Origin of the sequence: Azotobacter bryophylli (genome assembly GCF_042643485.1) — a bacterium.
Classification (GTDB): Bacteria; Pseudomonadota; Gammaproteobacteria; order Pseudomonadales; family Pseudomonadaceae; genus Azotobacter; species Azotobacter bryophylli.
In genome coordinates this window covers 25221-42420 of sequence record NZ_JBHRSJ010000009.1, presented here as the reverse complement: position 1 = coordinate 42420, position 17200 = coordinate 25221, and the positions used below count along the sequence as shown (strand labels likewise).

Genomic DNA, 17200 nt, shown 5'->3' with positions numbered 1-17200 from the left:
CCGGCCTCTAAGGCGCGCCGACAGCGACCGGCCGCCGCACCATGCGGCGGCCGGTTCTGCAATCCGCGCGACGATCGATTAAGATCCGCCCCTGCTCCTGTCCGGTACCGGAGAGGGAGCACAAGAACATGACGCCGACGTGAATGGTGACTCGAAAGTCGTCGATCACGTCAATTAGGCATTCCAATCTCCGTTTCGACCCCGGCGGTCCAGTGAGCCCGCCTTTCGAGCCGTGCGGCGGACCAGCGGTTTTCGCCGGCACCGCGGCCCCGGAGCTGGCAGTCCCCTTGCGTGAGGAGTTTTTCGAGTTATGTCTCGCTTACCTGTCATCGTTGGTTTTGGTGGTTATAACTCGGCCGGACGCAGCTCCTTCCATCACGGTTTCCGTCGTACCGTCATCGAGTCGCTCGATCCCGAGGCGCGCCAGGAGACCCTCACCGGCCTGGCGGTGATGATGAAGCTGGTCAGCGTGGTCGACGGCGATTACCGCAGCGCCGACGGCGAAACCCTGAGCAAGGCCGAGATCGAACGCCGCTACGGCCAGCAGATCCTCGAATCTACCCTGATCCGCCGCATCGAGCGCCAGTACTTCGACGTCGACGCCGCCCACTGGCACAAGAGCCTGACCGTCAACGCCGAGACCCCGCTGACCTTCACCACCCAGCGCAAGCAGCTGCCCGAGCCGCTGCCGGCCAACTGGCAGGTGGAGGAGCTGGATGGCAATCAGGTGCGCGTGACTCTGCACGACAGCTGCGAATTCAAGGTCGACAGCTACCGCGAGATGGCGGTGAAATCCGCCGGCCAGCTGCCCACCGGCTTCGAGCCCGGCGAGCTCTACAACTCCCGCTTCCACCCGCGCGGCCTGCAGCTGTCGGTGGTGGCCGCCACCGACGCCCTGCGTTCCGTCGGCATCGACTGGCAGACCATCCTCGACCACGTGCAGCCCGACGAAGTGGCGGTGTTCTCCAGCAGCATCATGAGCCAGTTGGACGAGAACGGTTACGGCGGTCTGCTGCAGTCGCGCCTGAAGGGCCACCGCATCTCCGCCAAGCAGCTGCCGCTGGGCTTCAACAGCATGCCCACCGACTTCATCAACGCCTACGTGCTGGGCAGCGTCGGCATCACCGGCAGCATCACCGGCGCCTGCGCCACCTTCCTCTACAACCTGCAGAAAGGTATCGACGTCATCACTTCCGGCCAGGCCCGGGTGGTCGTCGTCGGCAACGCCGAGGCCCCCATCACCCCGGAAATCGTCGAAGGCTACGCGGCCATGAGCGCCCTGGCCACCGAGGAAGGCCTGCGCCACATCGAAGGCCGCGACGACGTGGACTTCCGCCGCGCCAGCCGGCCGTTCGGCGAGAACTGCGGCTTCACCCTGGCCGAGTCGGCGCAGTACGTGGTGCTGATGGACGATGCCCTGGCCCTGGAGCTGGGCGCCGACATCCACGGCTCCGTGCCGGACGTGTTCGTCAACGCCGACGGCTTCAAGAAGTCCATCTCCGCCCCCGGCCCGGGCAACTACCTGACCCTGGCCAAGGCGGTGGCCAGCGCGGAGCAGCTGGTCGGCGAAGAAGGCGTGCGCCGTCGCAGCTTCGTCCATGCCCACGGCTCCAGCACGCCGGCCAACCGCGTCACCGAGTCCGAACTGCTGGATCGCGTCGCCGGAGCCTTCGGCATCGCCGACTGGCCGATCGCCGCGGTCAAGGCCTTCGTCGGCCACTCCCTGGCCACTGCCAGCGGCGACCAGCTGATCTCCGCCCTCGGCACCTTCAAGTACAGCCTGCTGCCCGGCATCAAGACCGTCGACCGCTTCGCCGACGACATCCACGACGAGCACCTGAGCCTGTCCATGCGCGACGTGCGCCGCGACGACCTGGAGGTCTGCTTCATCAACTCCAAGGGCTTCGGCGGCAACAACGCCACCGGCGTGCTGCTGTCGCCGCAGGTCACCGAGAAGATGCTGCGCAAGCGCCACGGCGAAGCCGCCTTCGCCGACTACTGCGCCCGCCGCGAGGCCACCCGCGAAGCCGCCCGCCGCTACGACGAGCAGGCCCTCAAGGGACAGTTCGACATTCTCTACCACTTCGGCCAGGGCATGATCGACGATCACGCCATCGAGCTGAGCTCGGAGGGGATCAAGGTGCCGGGTTTCCGTCAGGCGATCCGCTTCAAGAAGGACGAACGCTTCAGCGACATGCTGGACTGAGGCGCAGCGCGCCTCAGAGCTCCCGCACCAGCTGCAACACCTCGGCGCGCCAGGCGGCGGCGCGCGGCAGGGCGAGGAACGGGCCGTTGAGGAAATCCTCCGTCGGCGGGTAGCGCAGCGGTACGCCGTGCAGGTCCAGCAATTCGCCACCGGCCCCTTCCAGCACGCCCTGAGCCGCCGCGGTGTCCCACTGGGAAGTCGCGGCCAGACGCGGGTAGAAATCGGCCTTGCCCTCGGCGAGCAGGCAGAACTTCAGCGAACTGCCGACAGCGCTCAGGCGCAGGCTCGCGAAATGCCGCTCCAACCCGGTCAGCAGACGTTCCTGGGCCGGACTGCTGTGCCGCCGACTGGCCAGCACGGTGAACGTCTCTGCCGAAGTCTCGCGCACCCGGATGGGCTCGGGCGACCCGCCGACATCGCAGCGCCCGGTCACCGGCACGCCGACCACGCCGAACAGCACCCGCCCATGCTCGACCAGCGCCACGTTGACGGTGAATTCCTCGCTGCCGGCGATGAACTCCTTGGTGCCATCCAGCGGATCGACCAGCCACCAGCGTTGCCAGGCGGCCCGCTCGGCCAGGGGAATCCCGCAGTCTTCCTCGGACAGCACCGGAATCGCGGGCTCCAGCGCCCGGAGCCCATCGCACAGGAGCCGGTGCGCTGCCATGTCGGCGGCGGTCACCGGCGTGGCGTCGGCCTTGGTGGCCACTTCGATATCCATCCGCCAGTAAGACAGGATGGCGGCCCCGGCCTGGCGCACCAGCTCGATCAGCGGCTGCCGCCAGGCGTCCTTCACAACGCGAACGCCCCGCGCTGGATCAGCAGGTCGCGCACCAGGTACAGCGCGGCGAGGGCCCGCCCCTCGCTGAACTGCTCCTGCTGCACCAGACTGGACAGCTCGCGCAGATTGATGCGATCAACCCGCAGCGGCTCGGGCTCGTCGCCGGGCAGGCTCTCCGGATAGAGGTCGCTGGCCAGCACCACCTGAATCTTCTGGGTCATGTAGCCAGGCGACAGGGTCAGCTCGGTGACGTGCTCGAGCTGGCGAGCGCCGAAGCCGGCCTCCTCCTTCAGCTCCCGGTTGGCCGCCAGCAGCACGTCCTCGCCCGGCTCGATCAGTCCCTTGGGCAGGGAAACCTGATAGTTGTCGGTACCGACGCAGTACTCCTCCACCAGCAGCGCGTGCTCGCTGTCGACCAGGGCGACGACCATGACCGCCCCGTAGCCGCTGCCCCGGTTCACCAGCCGCTCGTAGGTGCGCTCGACGCCGTTGGCGAAGCGCAGCTGGACTTCCTCGACGCGGAACAGACGGCTGGATGCGACGATTTCTCGGGCGAGCACAGTGGGTTTTTGACGCATGGGCATTCCTCGACCTGACCGGAGCGGGCTCGGCCGGCATTCGTCCCGAACCACGTAGCTGTTTATCATAACCCGACTTGGACACCGTTCCCCGCCGGAGATAGCCCTGCACAGCGAACGACCAAGCGCCCCGAAGCCACTCACGGATCAGTGACCGCCATGCCCGCGCCGCCCTGGAGCGAAATCGATACCGTCCTGCTCGACATGGACGGCACCCTGCTCGACCTGCACTTCGACAATCATTTCTGGCTGGAGTACCTGCCCCGGCGCTACGCCGAGCACCATGGCATCAGCCGCGCCATGGCCGACCTGGAGCTGCAGCCGCTGTTCGAGGCCCATGCTGGCAAGCTGACTTGGTACTGCCTGGACTTCTGGAGCACGGAGCTGAAGCTGTCGGTCAGCGCGCTCAAGCGCGAAGTCGCCCACCTGATCGCACTGAAACCGGACGCCGACCGCTTCCTAGCAGCCCTGCGCCAGACCGGCAAGCGCGTGGCGCTGATCACCAACGCGCATCGCGATTCGCTGTCGCTGAAGCTGGAGAAGGTCGAGCTGGCGCCCTGGTTCGACCGCCTGATCAGTTCCCACGACTATGGATTTCCCAAGGAGGACCAGCAATTCTGGTTCGCCCTGCAGCAGGACTTCCCCTTCGACCCGGCGCGCACCCTGTTCATCGACGACAGCCTGCCGATCCTGCGCAGTGCCTGCCGCTACGGGATCGCCCACCTACTGGGGGTGCGCCGGCCGGACAGCCGCCAGCCGCCCAGGGACACGGCCGAATTCGAGGCCATGGAAACCTATCGGGAACTGCTCGAAGGACTTGGCTGACCTACCCTACGAGCTAGCACCCGGGTCATTGAGGAATGCGCAGCACCTGGCCGGGATAGATCTTGTTCGGATCGCCGAGCATCGGCTTGTTGGCCTCGAAGATCTTCATGTAGGCATTGGCATCACCATATTCGGCCTTGGCGATGGAGCTGAGGGTATCGCCCGACTTCACGGTGACGAAGCGGGCAGCCGCGACCGGAGCGGCCGTAGCCGTCTGGGCCACGGTGATGTTGTCCTCGACCTGGCCGATGCCGGCGACATTGCCGAGCGCCAGCAGGATCTTCTCCTTCTCCTCCTGGCTGGCGACCTCGCCGGAGGCGACGACCTTATCGCCCTCCACCTGCAACTGGATGTTCGGATTGCCGAGGCCGACCTTGGCCACATGCTCCTTCAGCGATTCGGCCGCTTTGGCCTCGTTCCCGGACAGGGTGTCCCACAGCTTGGCTCCAGCATCTTTGACGAACGAGAACAGACTCATGGTTGATCCTCCTCGATTGATCTAGGGTGAGCGCTGCCGGCGGCGGCACGGGACGGCAAAACGACACTCGCGACGGATTTGGATCCAGCCGACGAAAAAGCTGACCAGAGGGGGGCAGGAATGTTCACGAGATCGCCCAACCACGAGGGAAGAAAGAGAATCGTGGCAGCCAGATGGCTGAGCGGGAGGATTAACCAGCTTCGACCCGCTTCGCCCGACCTAAGTTCCTGAAAAATGGCGGAAAAATAAAATAATTACCGGATCGACAATTTTCGCGAAAAATACTTGCAAGTTATGCCCATCAAGCGAGACGATCGCCGCCGTCACATCCTACTGAGGTTTTCCACGCTATGAAGTTCGCATCGATCATGCTGCTGTCATTCGGCCTGGCCAGCGCTAGCGTCACCGCAGTCGCCGGCGACACCAAGGCTGCCGTGGGCGGTGCACTGGGCGGTGTTGTTGGATCGGTGGTCGGCGGATCTCTCGGCGGCGCCACGGGCTCCACGATCGGGGCCGGCGTCGGCGGCGCGGCGGGCGGCGCTCTGGGTGCCGGCAAGCACAGCCGTACCGAAGGGGCCATCGGCGGCGCGCTCGGCGCGGCCGGCGGCAACGCGGTCGGCCGACAGATGGGCGGTAGCACCGGCGGCCTGATCGGTGCGGCGGTCGGTGGCGGCGCGGGCAGCCTGCTGGGCAACTCCATAGGTGACGATGATCGACGCGACGACCGACGCCGTCGCTACTACGACCGCTATGACCGCGACGATCGCTACTACGACGATCGGCGCTACGATGGCGGCTACCGTCGTCACAGCCATGGCGGCGGCTTCTGCCCGCCGGGACAGGCCAAGAAAGGCAACTGCTGAGCCGCAGCCGCCTTCCCCCGAACTCGGTAGCCCGAAGAGGCCGGCAATGCCGGCCTCTTGCGTTTCAAACGGAGGGCCCGATGCAACGGACGAACCGGCCCAAGGCATCCCTGACCTACCTTGGAGCAGGCTCGGGAAAAGGTGATGAATCCGATCCAATCCGCAGTAAAAACAGTGGTCCGAGCGCCTTCGACCGCTTCCTCTTTCGACAAGTTCACCAATAAAAACAAGTAGTTACAAACTCTGTAATTTTCTCGCAAGTTCACCGAAATTGCTTGCCAACTGATCGAACAAGCGCGACGATCGCGACCGTCTCAGCCAGATGGGGTTTCCATGCTATGAAGTTCGCATCGATCATGCTGCTGTCACTCGGCCTGGCCAGCGCTAGCGTCACTGCAGTCGCCGGCGAGACCAAGGCCGCCGTGGGCGGCGCATTGGGCGGTGTTCTGGGATCGGTGGTCGGCGGATCTCTCGGCGGCTCCACCGGCGCCACCATCGGCGCCGGGGTCGGCGGTGCGGCGGGCGGCGCCCTCGGCGCCGGCAACCACAGCCGTACCGAAGCCGCCATCGGCGGCGCGCTCGGCGCCGCCGGCGGCAACGCGGTCGGACAGCGGATGGGCGGGCGCAGTGGCGGCCTGCTCGGCGCTGCCCTCGGCGGCGGTGCCGGCAGCATGATAGGTAACGCCGTGGGCGACGACGATCGCCATGACGATCGCAATCGCCGCCACCGTCGTTATTACGAAGACCGCTATTACGATGACGATTATCGCTACGAGCATCGTCGCCATCATCGCCGGCACCACCATCACTGAGGCGCTGCGAAGTTCCTTACGGCGGGCACGCCCAGCTCGAACCGCCCCCATGATCGAAGTGCAATCGAATCCGCAAACATAGCGTACAGGCGCTTGTACGCTCCTCGGCGCGCCCGGACTCAGAGGATCGGCGAAATCAGGCGCGCGACGCGCATGCCCAGTCGCTTGAGCTGATGGGCGCGACTGACATCGTCGATATCCATCTCGCGGGAATGGCTGAAATCGTTCAGCAGCATGCGCTCCACCTCGGCGGCGAATGCCGTATCGATGGTGAACACCGTCAGCTCGAAGTTCAGTCGGAAGGATCGGTTGTCCAGATTCGCGCTGCCCACCGCAGCCGTGTCGTCGTCGATCAACAGCACCTTCTGGTGCAGAAAACCCGGCTGATAGCGGAATACCCGCACGCCGGCAGCAAGAGCCTCGCGGGCGTACAGACTGGAAGCGGCATAGACCACCCGGTGATCGGGCCGCGCCGGCAGCAGGAGACGCACCTCCACCCCGCGCATCACGGCCAGTCGCAGGGCGGCGAACACCGCTTCGTCGGGCACGAAGTAGGGACTGGTCAGCCAGATCCGCCGGCGCGCCGCATTGATCGCCGCGACGAACAGCAACGACCCCGTCTCCTGAGGATCGGCCGGACCGCTGCTGACCACCTGGCAGAGCACGCCGCCCGCCGGATATTCATCCGCCAGCAGCAGCGGCGGAAGTTCCCGGCAGGCCCAGTACCAGTCCTGGGCGAAGGACTCCTGCAGGCAGGCCAGTACCGGCCCGCGCAGTTCCATGTGGGTATCGCGCCAAGGCGACAGCCGCGGATTCTGCCCGAGGTATTCGTCGCCCACGTTCAGTCCGCCGACGAAGCCGCGCAGACCATCGACTACCACCAGCTTGCGGTGGTTGCGGAAGTTCAGCTGGAAGCGACTGAGCATGCCGCTGCGCACCGAGGCGGAGAAGGCCTGCACCGCCACCCCACCCTCGCGCAGGCGCTGCACGTAGCGGCGCGGCAGGGCGTGGCAGCCGACGCGATCATAGAGGAAGAACACCGGCACGCCAGCGGCCGCCCGCTCCAGCAACAGCTCCTGCAAGCGACGCCCGAGCTGGTCGTCGTGGACGATGAAGAATTGCACCAGAACCACTTTCCGGGCGGCGGCGATGGCTTCGAAGATGGCGGAGAAAGTGGCCTCGCCGTCGATCAGCAGACGCACCTGGTTGTTCGCCAGCGGCGGCTGCTGCGCCAGCCTGGCTAGCAACCGCAGGCTCCGCCCGACGTCGCTCTCGCGGGCCGCCTGGGCCTCCTCGACCCAGGGCCGCCAGTCCAGCTTGGCCATCGCCCGATGCATCTGCTGGTCGGCCTGGCGCCGCGCCTGGATATAGGCATCGAAACGGCTGCGGCCGAACACCAGATAGGGCAACAGGGTGAGGTAAGGCATGAACAGCAGCGAGATCGCCCAGGCGATGGCGCCCTGGGCAGTGCGCACGGTCAGCACGGCATGCAGCGCCGCGACCGCTCCCAGCAACTGGATCAGTCCCAGCAGATAACCCCAGAGGTGTAAAGCGTCCTGCTCCATGCCTTCACACTCTTACATCGACACGGCGCAGAGAATAACAGGCTCGGCCGCCGACCAAGGAGAAACGGGCGCCCATGAAAAAGCCGCCCGCAGGCGGCTTTTTCTCGCGATCGGCCTTAGAGCTGCGGGCCGGCGTTGCGGATGGCGTCGGAGACGTCGAATTTCTTGAAATTGTCGATGAACTTCTGCGCCAGAGTCCTGGCCGCATCGTCGTAGGCGTTCTTGTCGGTCCAGGTGTTGCGCGGGTTGAGCAGCTCGGTCTCGACGCCGGCGACGGCCTTCGGCACGTCCAGGTTGATGATCGGCAGGTGCTCGGTCTCGACACCGACCAGCGCGCCGCTCTGGATTGCGGCGATCACCGCACGGGTGGTCGGGATGTTGAAGCGCTTGCCGACGCCGTAGCCGCCGCCGGTCCAGCCGGTGTTGACCAGATAGACCTTGGAGCCGAAGCCGTTGATGCGCTTGATCAGCAGCTCGGCGTATTCGCCGGCCGGGCGCGGGAAGAACGGCGCACCGAAGCAGGTGGAGAAGGTCGACTTGATGCCGCTGCCGCTGCCCATCTCGGTGGAACCGACCAGCGCGGTGTAGCCGGACAGGAAGTGGTAGGCGGCCTGCTCGTTGTTGAGGATCGACACGGGCGGCAGCACGCCGGTCAGATCGCAGGTCAGGAAGATCACCGCGTTCGGCTCGCCGGCACGGTTGGCGTCGACGCGCTTCTCGATGAGTTCGCGCGGATAGGCGGCACGGGTGTTCTGGGTCAGGCTGCTGTCGGCGTAGTCGGGCTCGCGGCTATGCTCGTGGAGCACGACGTTCTCCAGAACGGCGCCGAACTGAATGGCCTTCCAGATCACCGGCTCGTTCTTCTCGGACAGGTCGATGCATTTGGCGTAGCAACCGCCCTCGATGTTGAACACGGTGCCCACGCCCCAGCCGTGCTCGTCGTCGCCGATCAGGTAGCGGCTCGGATCGGCGGACAGAGTGGTCTTGCCGGTGCCGGACAGACCGAAGAACAGGGTCACGTCGCCGTCTTCGCCCATGTTGGCGGCACAGTGCATCGGCAGCACGTCCTGTTCCGGCAGCAGGTAGTTCTGCACGGAGAACATGGCCTTCTTCATCTCGCCGGCATACTGCATGCCAGCCAGCAGCACCTTCTTGTCGGCGAAGTTGATGATGACGCAGCCGTCGGAGTTGGTGCCGTCACGCTCCGGCACGCACTGGAAGAAGGGCGCGTTGATGATGCGCCACTCGCTCTTGCCGGCCGGGTTGAACTTCTCGGGATTGATGAACAGGCAACGGCCGAACAGGTTGTGCCAGGCGGTTTCGGTGGTCATCTTGACCGCCAGGTAGTGGTCCGGATCGGCACCTACATGGACATGGGAAACGAAGCTCTCGCGCTCGGCCACGTAGGCTTCGACGCGGGCCCAGAGGGCATCGAACTTATCGATGGGGAACGGACGGTTGATCGAGCCCCAAGCGATGTGATGCTGGGTGCCCGGCTCTTCGACGATGAAACGGTCAGCCGGCGAACGGCCGGTGCGATGGCCAGTCCGAACCACCAGCGAACCGTTGGCGGCCAACTCACCCTCTCCCCGGCGGATGGCTTCTTCAACGAGTTGAGCGGTGCTGATATCGGTATACACGGCTTGTTTGGCTTGCGTCATGTGCGTCCACCTCGGCCAGAGGCCGAACCTCCATACGTTTTGTAGCCAGACATCCTGTTAGCTACAGAGAGAAGATAAAAAAGTGCGGCGATTATGCCAGAAAGTTTACGACTACAGTAGGAACCTTTGCGATTGACAAGGTTCACCGCGGCGCTTCGTTTGTTGTTAATGGCGCGTCGCGGAGGGTCCCTCGATGCCTCCGCCAGCGAACAGCTGGGCGATATCGGAGGCATCGAAGACATAGCGCTGGTTGCAGAACTGGCAGTCGACGACCACGGTTCCGCCCTGCTCTTCGAGCAGCCGCTGGGCATCTTCCTGCCCCAGGCTAGTCAGGGCATTGGCCGAACGCTCGCGCGAGCAGCTGCAGCGAAAATGCAGCGGATACGGCTCGAACAGGCGCACGGCCTCCTGATGGTAGAGACGGTGCAGCAGGGTTTCGTTGTCCAGCCCGAGCAGCTCCTCGGCAGTCAGGGTGTCGGCCAGGGTGATCAGGTGCTCCCAGCTGGCCGCCCGGGCCTCGGGATCCTTCAGGCGATCGGCCGGTAGCTGCTGCAGCAGCAGGCCGCGGGCGCGGCGACCATCGGCGTTCAACCAGAAGCGCGTGGGCAGCTGTTCAGAACTGGCGAAATAATTGGACAGGCATTGCGCCAGGGTGGCGCCGTCCAGCGCCACGATCCCCTGGTAGCGCCGGCCCTGGGCCGGGTCGACGGTCATGGCCAGCACGCCCTCCGGCATCAGCTCGCGCAAGCCGGCGCCGGCCGGAATCTGCTCGGCGTGGTAGCGGGCGATGCCGCGCACCTCGCGCTCGCTGGAGCACTCCACCATCAGCAGCGGTACGGCCCCGGAGGAGCGCGCCTGCAGGATCAGCAGACCATCGAACTTGAGGGTGCCGATCAGCAGCGAAGCGGCCGTGAGCATCTCGCCGAGCAGCTGGGCGACCGGCTCCGGGTAGGGATGCTTGGCCAGCACCTCGGCATAGCTGCCTTGCAGGTCGGCCAGCTCGCCGCGGACATCGGTATCGTCGAACAGAAAACGCTGGGTGAAATCGTGCATGCGGACTCGTCAGGGAGAAGGCGAAAGTTGGTCATTTTATGCACCAGGCCGGCCTCAACCAAGCCGGAACCGGCTCACGGGGCCAAATAGAGGCTGCCAATCGTCGCCATGCCCCTCACCAGTCGTGCCTTTCCCGGAAATCATGCAGCTGACGACGCTGCTTCTTGCTCGGCCGGCCATCGGTATCCAGCCCCAGCGCCCCGGCCTTGCGCATCGCCGCCGCCTGCTCGCGGCGCTCGATGCTCTCGGCGGTTTCCTCGTACAGCCCCTGCGCTTCGGGCGCACCCCGGCGCACGGCGGACAGGGCGCGGACGACCACCGTGCGCTCGTCGAAGCCGCAGCGGACCGTCAGCTCCTCGCCGATCTTAGGCTCCTTCGACGGCTTGCAGCGTTCCCCTCGGCAATGCACCTTGCCGCCCTCGATCGCCGCCTTGGCCAGGGCCCGGGTCTTGTAGAAGCGGGCCGCCCACAGCCACTTGTCCAGACGGACTTTATCGTCTTCTTTATCACTCATGGATCTTCGGTGCGGCCTCCCATTCAAGCCCCTTGAATACATAATCACGGTCTGCGTCCGCAGATGCGGCCGTCGACCATGCCGATTAGAATGCCCGCCAACGCTTGGAGTTGCCTTGAAAACCTTCGACCATCAGTCAGTGATCGGCCTGCGCGAATGGATCGACCTGCCGGATCTCGGCGTTGCCGGCCTGCGGGCGAAAATCGATACCGGCGCCAGCACCTCGACCCTGCACGCCACGGAAATCGTGCAGTTCGAGCGCGACGGCCGGCCCTGGGTGCGTTTCACCGCCCATCTCGGCACCCTGGTGCAACTCCGCCATCGCCGCTGCGAGGCCCCGCTGGTGGCGGTCAAGACCATCAAGAGCTCCAACGGCCAGGCCCAGACCCGCTACGTGATCCTGACCCGGCTAGTGCTCGGCGATCGCGCCTGGCCGGTAGAGTTCACCTTAACCTGCCGCAAGGCCATGCGCTATCGCGTGCTGCTGGGTTCGAAGGCCCTGATCCAGGCCCAGCTGGTCGTGAATCCGGCGCTCACCTACGTGCAAGACAAACCCCTGCTTCCCTCCCTCTCCGGTGTCCAATGAAAATCGCTGTGCTGTCACGCAACCCTCGCCTGTACTCGACCCGCCGACTGGTGGAAGCCGGCGAGCAGCGGGGGCATCAGGTGTCCGTAATCGACACCCTGCGCGCCTACATGAACATCGCCAGCCACAAGCCGCAGATCCACTACCGAGGTCGCCCGCTGGAGGAGTTCGATGCGGTGATCCCGCGCATCGGCGCTTCGGTGACCTTCTACGGCTGCGCCGTGCTGCGCCAGTTCGAGATGATGGGAGTGTTCCCGCTCAACGAGTCGGTGGCGATCAGCCGCTCGCGGGACAAGCTGCGCTCGCTGCAACTGCTTTCGCGGCGCGGCCTGGGCCTGCCGGTGACCGGCTTCGCCCACTCGCCGGACGATATCCCCGACCTGATCGAGATGGTCGGCGGCGCGCCCCTGGTGATCAAGCTGCTGGAAGGCACCCAGGGCATAGGGGTGGTGCTCTGCGAGACGCACAAGGCCGCCGAATCGGTGATCGAGGCCTTCATGGGACTGGAGCAGAACATCATGGTCCAGGAATACATCCAGGAAGCCGGCGGCGCCGACATCCGCTGCTTCGTGGTCGGCGAGAAGGTCATCGCGGCGATGAAGCGTCAGGCCAAACCCGGCGAATTCCGCTCCAACCTGCATCGCGGCGGTACCGCCAGCCTGATCAAGATATCCCCGGAAGAGCGCATGACGGCGATCCGCGCGGCCAAGGTGATGGGCCTGAACGTCGCCGGGGTCGATATCCTGCGCTCCAACCGCGGGCCCCTGGTGATGGAGGTGAACTCCTCCCCGGGCCTGGAAGGCATCGAGACCACCACCGGCAAGGACGTCGCCAGCATCATCATCCAGTACCTGGAAAAGAACGCCGAGCACGGCCTGACCCGGACCAAGGGCAAGGGCTGAACGCCAGGACGATCGGCTGCCGGCGGCGGCTCAGTCCGCCGGGCACTTCTGCAGGATCAGTTGCCGCTCCAGCTGCTCGATGCGCAGCGTCTTCCCGCGCAGCACCGCGTGCAGCTCGCGGTTGCTGTGCGCCAGGTCGAGGATCCTGTCCCGCTGTCGGCACAGACACGCCATGTTGCCAGCGATCCGCTCCTTGAGACTGTGGATTCGCAGGCTCTGCACGACCAGTCCCAGGACCGACAGGGTGAGGATCAACAGCAGCAGGCAGAGCATTCCCCACAGCAATCCGACCTCAGCCATGCCCCGCCCCTCCCCCGCCGGGCGCGCCGCCCCGGCCGATTCCGGCAGCCGGCTCCCGCCGGCTGGACACCCGAAAAAGCTCGCTCGATGAGGCAGCCCCGTTGACTTGGCATCCGTTCCCGAGCGGGCAACGGATTCGCCTGTCACCGACTCCCGGCCTCCTTACTGCCACGAGAATCTTTCCCACTTCCGACAACCCTCAGCATTCCCTATCCGTCAGACGCCTGCCCACGCCCACGGGCCAAAACCGTCGTGGGGCGACGTTCGTCCTCCCCTTGGAGGTGAGCGGGTCTGATACATGGCCAAACGGCAACTTGATATCAGGCTCGCGTTCCCCGAACGTTCCCCTGTTGACGATGGTCCTATTACGCTCGGCAATGCATCGACTCCGCCGAACGTGGAGATGCGCCATCCCCAAGGACAAGCCCCGCTCATGGAAAGCAGCCCCCATGCCTGAAGACGCCTGTGCATCCCGCCCGCCGATCCGCATCCACCTGCTGGGCAGCTTGCGGATCGAGCGCGCTGGAGTCGTCCGCGCCCTGAAATACCAGAAATCGCGCATCCTGCTGGCCTGGCTGGCACTCAACGCCGGGCAGCGACATAGCCGGGACTGGCTGGCCGAATGGTTGTGGCCGGAGGAAGCGGCGACGGTCGGCCGGCGACGGCTCAAACGCTGCCTGTTCGAGCTGCGGGAGATCTTCGCCCAGGCCCTGGAAAGCGGACGCGATCACATCTGCCTGCACGTCGGCGGCGAGCTCCGGGTGGATGCGCGGATATTCGGCGAGCACCTGGCCATGCTGGACGCTGCCGGGCAGCCATCAAGCGACGGCCTCGAACTGCTGGAATGGCTGGAAAGCACGGTCGGGCTGTATGGCAGCGGCTTCATCGAGGGAGTGCAGAGCGATTCCGGGAACGCCTGCGACCGATGGGTGCAGGACTGCCGCGAACACTATCGACAGAAGGCCTGTCGCCTGTACGAACGACTTGCCGAAGGCTTTTCCCGTCACGGCGATCAGACCCGCGCACTGGCCTACAGCCGCCGCCTGACCCGCGAGGAACCTTGGAACGAGAGTGCCTGGCAGCGACTGATCGGCCTGCTGATCGGCTATGGCCATCGCCAGGAAGCGCAGAACGCGCTGGCCCGATGCCGCGCCGCGCTCGCCGAGGAGCTGGATGCCGAGCCCGGCAGCGCGACCCTGGCCCTGCTGCAGACGCCGGAGCTGCCGCCGGCGCCCGAACGGCGCTGGATGACGGTGCTCTGCTGCCGGCTGTGCGGCCCCGACAGCACCGACCCCGACGACTGGCTGGCATTGCAGGAACCCACCAGCCGCTGCCTTCGGCTGCTGGGCGAAGCCGGCGCCCTGGTCCGCCGGACGGCCACCGACGATCTGCTGGCCTACTTCGGCTACCCGCAGGCCATGGAGGGCGCGGCGCGCCGGGCACTGCTGGCCGCGCTCGACTGTCAGCGGATCGCCGGCGCACCGGCCGGCATCGTCTGCGCCCTGCATAGCGGCGAGACGCTGAGCCTGCCCGAGGACGACGTGCCGGACATCGGCGGGCGCCTGACCCGCCCGGCACTGGGGCTGGCGGATCTCGGCCTGCCGGGGCAGATCCTCGTCACCCAGGCAACCGCCGAACGGCTCCCGGTCGAGCACTTCGACATGCGCCCGCTGGGCCCCATCCGCCTCTCGGGCGGCAGCGAGCCCTCCCCGGTCTGGCTGGTGGCCGGCCATTACGGACCGCCACCGGCCGACTCCGAACCGCCCCTGGGCCGGACCGACGAGCTGCGGAGCCTGACTGAGCTCTGGCGGAAGGCCTGCTCGGGGGAAGGCCTCGGCGTGCTGGTCAGCGGCGAGGCAGGGATCGGCAAGTCGAGACTGCTGCGCTTCTTCCGCCAGAGCCTCGCCCTGCCCGGGGTGAGTCTGACCTGCCGGCAGGAATCGGCGATGACTCCGCTGCATCCATTCCTCCATTGGCTGCAACGCCTGCCGACGCCGAAGGACGAAGCGGGGAAGGCGGCGTTCGAGCGTCTGCACCAGTTGCTCGACGCCTCCCGCAGCGCCCCGGCCTCGGCCCACGACATCCGCGAGCAGCTGCTGGATTTGCTGCAGAGCCAGGTTCCGCCGGGCGGGGTCATCTGCGTGGACGACGTCCACTGGGCAGACCCCATGACGCGCGAACTGCTGGGCCGCCTGATCCAACACCCCCTCCCCGCCCGCCTGCTGCTGATCGGCACCCGCGATGCCCTGAACCCGACCTGGGACGCCACCGCCGGGGTCGCGCACCTGCACCTGCAGGCCCTGTCGGACGAGGCCAGCGCCGCCCTGGCCGGCCGCCTGCTCGGGCAGGACCTGCCGGATGCGCCGAGGGTGAAGCAGATCACCGGCATCTGCGCCGGGGTGCCGCTGTTCATCGAAGAGATGACCCGCGCCGTGCTCGCCTCGCGCGACGGCGGGAACGCCTCGCCGGCGCTGCCCTTCAGCCTGCGCGAGCTGATGACGGCCCATATCGACGGCCTGGGGCAGGCCAAGCCGGTGGCGCAGCTGGCCGCGGCCTTCGACGGCAGCTTCAGCGCCGAACTGCTGGCCGCAGCCGCCGAGCTGGAGCCCGCCACCCTGGCGGCGCTATTGCTGCCCCTGCGCCAGCAGCGCCTGATCGTCGCGGCCGACGGACAGGAATTGCAGTTCCGCCATGCGCTGCTGCGCGAGGCGGCTTACCAGTCGATGCCGCGCAGCCGTCAGCGATGGGCGCACGGACGCATCCTGGCGAGCCTGTTGCGCCTGCACCCGGAAGTGGCGGTCGAGGACCCGGCCCGCCTCGCCTGGCACTGCGAGCGCGCCGGACAGCCCCAAGCGGCCCGCGGCCACCTGCTGGCGGCCGGGCGACAAGCTGCCCTGCGCTCGGCCTATCGCGAGGCGCTCGAGCACTACCGGCACGGCTTGGCGCTGCTCGACGAGGCGGCCGAGGCGAGCGAAGAGCTGCAGTTGCGCATGGCCATGGCCGCGCCGCTGGCGATCCTCGATGGCAACGGCGCCCAGACCTGCCGCGGCAACTTCGACAGGGCCATGCAACTGGCCGAACCCCTGGGCGACGATCCCCAGCTGTTCCCGGCCCATTGGGGACTCTGGCTGGGCTCCAGCTCCTGGCACGGCTTCCCGAAGAGCGAGCGGATCGCGCGCAAGCTGATCCACCTGGCGCAGCAGGCGGACGATCCCGACCTGCTCGCCCACGGCTACTACGCGCTGGGCAACAGCCTCCACTCCATGGGCCGCTTCCACGAAGCGGCAGCCGCCCTGCGCCAGGCCGGCCAGCTGCCCCTGGCGGCCATGAAGCCGCTGCGCTTCGGCGAGGACGCCCGGGCCAACGGCCTTTCCTTCCTGGCCTTGTCGCTGTGGTTCTGCGGCCGGTTTGCGGAGGCCTTCGAGGTCAGCGGACAGGCCTTGAGGCGGGCGCGCAGCCTGGATTCGGCCTACGTGCTGAGCCAGTCCCTGTCCCTCGCCGCCCTGCTCGGTCAGGCCAGCGGCGATGCGGCCTATGTCGAAGGCTGCGCCCGGGAGGGGCTGGAGATCGCCCGGCGACACGGCATCGCCCTATGGGAGCTGGCCTGCTCCGCCCTGCTCGGCTGGTCGCAGGCGGCCCGCGGCGACGCGCGGGCCATCGCCCCGCTCCTCGAGATCTGCGCAGCGGTCAGCCCGGTGATGGGCGGCTCGGCGATCTTCTTCCAGGCGGTGAGCGCCGACGCCCTGTGGCGCGCCGACCGGCTCGACGGCGGACTGGAGGTGATCGAGCGCGGATTGGAAGTGTCCGAACGGTACGCCGGCCACTATGCGGTGGCGGAGTTGCAGCGACTCAAGGGCGAATGCCTGTCGCGCCGGGGGGATGCGGCCGGGGTCGGCGTTGTCTGGCTGGAGCGGGCCCTGGCCACCGCCCTCGGCCAGGACAGCCCGCCGCTGATCCTGCGGGCCGCCGAGAGTCTGCTGGCGCATCGCCCGGACGACCGGAAGCTGCTGGCCGTGGCCGCGGCAGCGAGAAAGCGCCTGGCCGGCCCGACCGCAACCTGATCGGGACGGCCGCAG

General features: G+C 66.7%; 15 protein-coding genes. 7 read left to right on the top strand and 8 right to left on the bottom strand.

The window, feature by feature from the left end; all coding sequences use genetic code 11:
- Positions 1–310 precede the first annotated feature (310 nt).
- A complete protein-coding gene (locus ACFOJE_RS05205; RefSeq protein ID WP_377813224.1) occupies positions 311–2206 on the top strand; it encodes a beta-ketoacyl synthase in 1896 nt (631 codons plus the stop codon).
- A 13-nt stretch (positions 2207–2219) separates the two neighbouring features.
- Here the strand turns inward: ACFOJE_RS05205 and cysQ are convergent, their stop codons facing one another.
- A complete protein-coding gene (gene cysQ, locus ACFOJE_RS05200; RefSeq protein WP_377813223.1) occupies positions 2220–3002 on the bottom strand; it encodes a 3'(2'),5'-bisphosphate nucleotidase CysQ in 783 nt (260 codons plus the stop codon).
- A complete protein-coding gene (gene nudE, locus ACFOJE_RS05195) occupies positions 2999–3565 on the bottom strand; it encodes an ADP compounds hydrolase NudE (RefSeq protein WP_377813222.1) in 567 nt (188 codons plus the stop codon). Before nudE ends, cysQ begins: the two co-directional genes overlap by 4 nt.
- A gap of 159 nt (positions 3566–3724) precedes the next feature.
- Between nudE and yrfG the strand changes: the two genes are divergently transcribed.
- Positions 3725–4390 (top strand): GMP/IMP nucleotidase, encoded by a 666-nt coding sequence (yrfG, locus tag ACFOJE_RS05190; protein WP_377813221.1) that lies wholly within the window; start codon positions 3725–3727, stop codon positions 4388–4390.
- Between the two features lie 25 nt (positions 4391–4415).
- On the opposite strand, the gene lysM is transcribed toward yrfG, so the two are convergent.
- Positions 4416–4868, bottom strand: coding sequence for a peptidoglycan-binding protein LysM (lysM, locus tag ACFOJE_RS05185; RefSeq protein WP_377813220.1), 453 nt, complete (start codon positions 4866–4868; stop codon positions 4416–4418).
- A 350-nt stretch (positions 4869–5218) separates the two neighbouring features.
- Between lysM and ACFOJE_RS05180 the strand changes: the two genes are divergently transcribed.
- Together ACFOJE_RS05180 and ACFOJE_RS05175 are read left to right on the top strand one after the other, a co-directional pair.
- A complete protein-coding gene (locus tag ACFOJE_RS05180; RefSeq protein ID WP_377813219.1) occupies positions 5219–5731 on the top strand; it encodes a hypothetical protein in 513 nt (170 codons plus the stop codon).
- 338 nt (positions 5732–6069) lie between these two features.
- Positions 6070–6543 carry a hypothetical protein gene (locus ACFOJE_RS05175; RefSeq protein WP_377813218.1) on the top strand — a complete coding sequence of 158 codons (474 nt, stop codon included), beginning with the start codon at positions 6070–6072 and terminating at the stop codon, positions 6541–6543.
- Between the two features lie 119 nt (positions 6544–6662).
- Here the strand turns inward: ACFOJE_RS05175 and cls are convergent, their stop codons facing one another.
- From cls to hslR, 4 genes are all read right to left on the bottom strand, one after another.
- Positions 6663–8108, bottom strand: a complete 1446-nt coding sequence (gene cls, locus ACFOJE_RS05170) for a cardiolipin synthase (protein WP_377813217.1) — start codon at positions 8106–8108, stop codon at positions 6663–6665.
- 116 nt (positions 8109–8224) lie between these two features.
- On the bottom strand, positions 8225–9769 hold the full coding sequence (locus tag ACFOJE_RS05165; RefSeq protein ID WP_377813216.1) for a phosphoenolpyruvate carboxykinase: 1545 nt from the start codon (positions 9767–9769) through the stop codon (positions 8225–8227).
- Between the two features lie 165 nt (positions 9770–9934).
- Complete coding sequence (hslO, locus tag ACFOJE_RS05160; protein ID WP_377813215.1) at positions 9935–10822, bottom strand: Hsp33 family molecular chaperone HslO; 888 nt, start codon at positions 10820–10822, stop codon at positions 9935–9937.
- Between the two features lie 115 nt (positions 10823–10937).
- Positions 10938–11336: a ribosome-associated heat shock protein Hsp15 gene (gene hslR, locus ACFOJE_RS05155; RefSeq protein WP_377813214.1), complete on the bottom strand. Its 399-nt coding sequence runs from the start codon at positions 11334–11336 to the stop codon at positions 10938–10940.
- A 115-nt stretch (positions 11337–11451) separates the two neighbouring features.
- On the opposite strand from hslR, the gene rimB reads away from it, so the two are divergent.
- Together rimB and rimK are read left to right on the top strand one after the other, a co-directional pair.
- Entirely contained in the window at positions 11452–11922 is a 471-nt protein-coding gene (rimB, locus tag ACFOJE_RS05150; protein WP_377813213.1) for a retropepsin-like aspartic endopeptidase RimB, read from the top strand.
- Positions 11919–12824, top strand: a complete 906-nt coding sequence (rimK, locus tag ACFOJE_RS05145; protein ID WP_377813212.1) for a 30S ribosomal protein S6--L-glutamate ligase — start codon at positions 11919–11921, stop codon at positions 12822–12824. The genes rimB and rimK overlap by 4 nt, the downstream gene beginning before the upstream one ends.
- Positions 12825–12854: 30 nt before the next feature.
- Here the strand turns inward: rimK and ACFOJE_RS05140 are convergent, their stop codons facing one another.
- On the bottom strand, positions 12855–13124 hold the full coding sequence (locus ACFOJE_RS05140) for a hypothetical protein (protein ID WP_377813211.1): 270 nt from the start codon (positions 13122–13124) through the stop codon (positions 12855–12857).
- 449 nt (positions 13125–13573) lie between these two features.
- Here ACFOJE_RS05140 and ACFOJE_RS05135 point away from each other — a divergent pair, with 449 nt between their 5' ends.
- A complete protein-coding gene (locus ACFOJE_RS05135) occupies positions 13574–17185 on the top strand; it encodes an AAA family ATPase (RefSeq protein ID WP_377813210.1) in 3612 nt (1203 codons plus the stop codon).
- Positions 17186–17200 lie beyond the last annotated feature (15 nt).

What these genes read in the sequence shown, in the direction of transcription:
- ACFOJE_RS05165 (WP_377813216.1), bottom strand. Translation starts at nt 9,769, where the DNA reads ATGACGCAAGCCAAACAAGCCGTGTATACCGATATCAGCACCGCTCAA.
- yrfG (WP_377813221.1), top strand. Translation starts at nt 3,725, where the DNA reads ATGCCCGCGCCGCCCTGGAGCGAAATCGATACCGTCCTGCTCGACATG.
- ACFOJE_RS05135 (WP_377813210.1), top strand. Translation starts at nt 13,574, where the DNA reads ATGCCTGAAGACGCCTGTGCATCCCGCCCGCCGATCCGCATCCACCTG.
- nudE (WP_377813222.1), bottom strand. Translation starts at nt 3,565, where the DNA reads ATGCGTCAAAAACCCACTGTGCTCGCCCGAGAAATCGTCGCATCCAGC.
- cls (WP_377813217.1), bottom strand. Translation starts at nt 8,108, where the DNA reads ATGGAGCAGGACGCTTTACACCTCTGGGGTTATCTGCTGGGACTGATC.
- hslO (WP_377813215.1), bottom strand. Translation starts at nt 10,822, where the DNA reads ATGCACGATTTCACCCAGCGTTTTCTGTTCGACGATACCGATGTCCGC.
- rimK (WP_377813212.1), top strand. Translation starts at nt 11,919, where the DNA reads ATGAAAATCGCTGTGCTGTCACGCAACCCTCGCCTGTACTCGACCCGC.
- hslR (WP_377813214.1), bottom strand. Translation starts at nt 11,336, where the DNA reads ATGAGTGATAAAGAAGACGATAAAGTCCGTCTGGACAAGTGGCTGTGG.
- ACFOJE_RS05140 (WP_377813211.1), bottom strand. Translation starts at nt 13,124, where the DNA reads ATGGCTGAGGTCGGATTGCTGTGGGGAATGCTCTGCCTGCTGCTGTTG.
- lysM (WP_377813220.1), bottom strand. Translation starts at nt 4,868, where the DNA reads ATGAGTCTGTTCTCGTTCGTCAAAGATGCTGGAGCCAAGCTGTGGGAC.
- ACFOJE_RS05180 (WP_377813219.1), top strand. Translation starts at nt 5,219, where the DNA reads ATGAAGTTCGCATCGATCATGCTGCTGTCATTCGGCCTGGCCAGCGCT.
- ACFOJE_RS05175 (WP_377813218.1), top strand. Translation starts at nt 6,070, where the DNA reads ATGAAGTTCGCATCGATCATGCTGCTGTCACTCGGCCTGGCCAGCGCT.
- ACFOJE_RS05205 (WP_377813224.1), top strand. Translation starts at nt 311, where the DNA reads ATGTCTCGCTTACCTGTCATCGTTGGTTTTGGTGGTTATAACTCGGCC.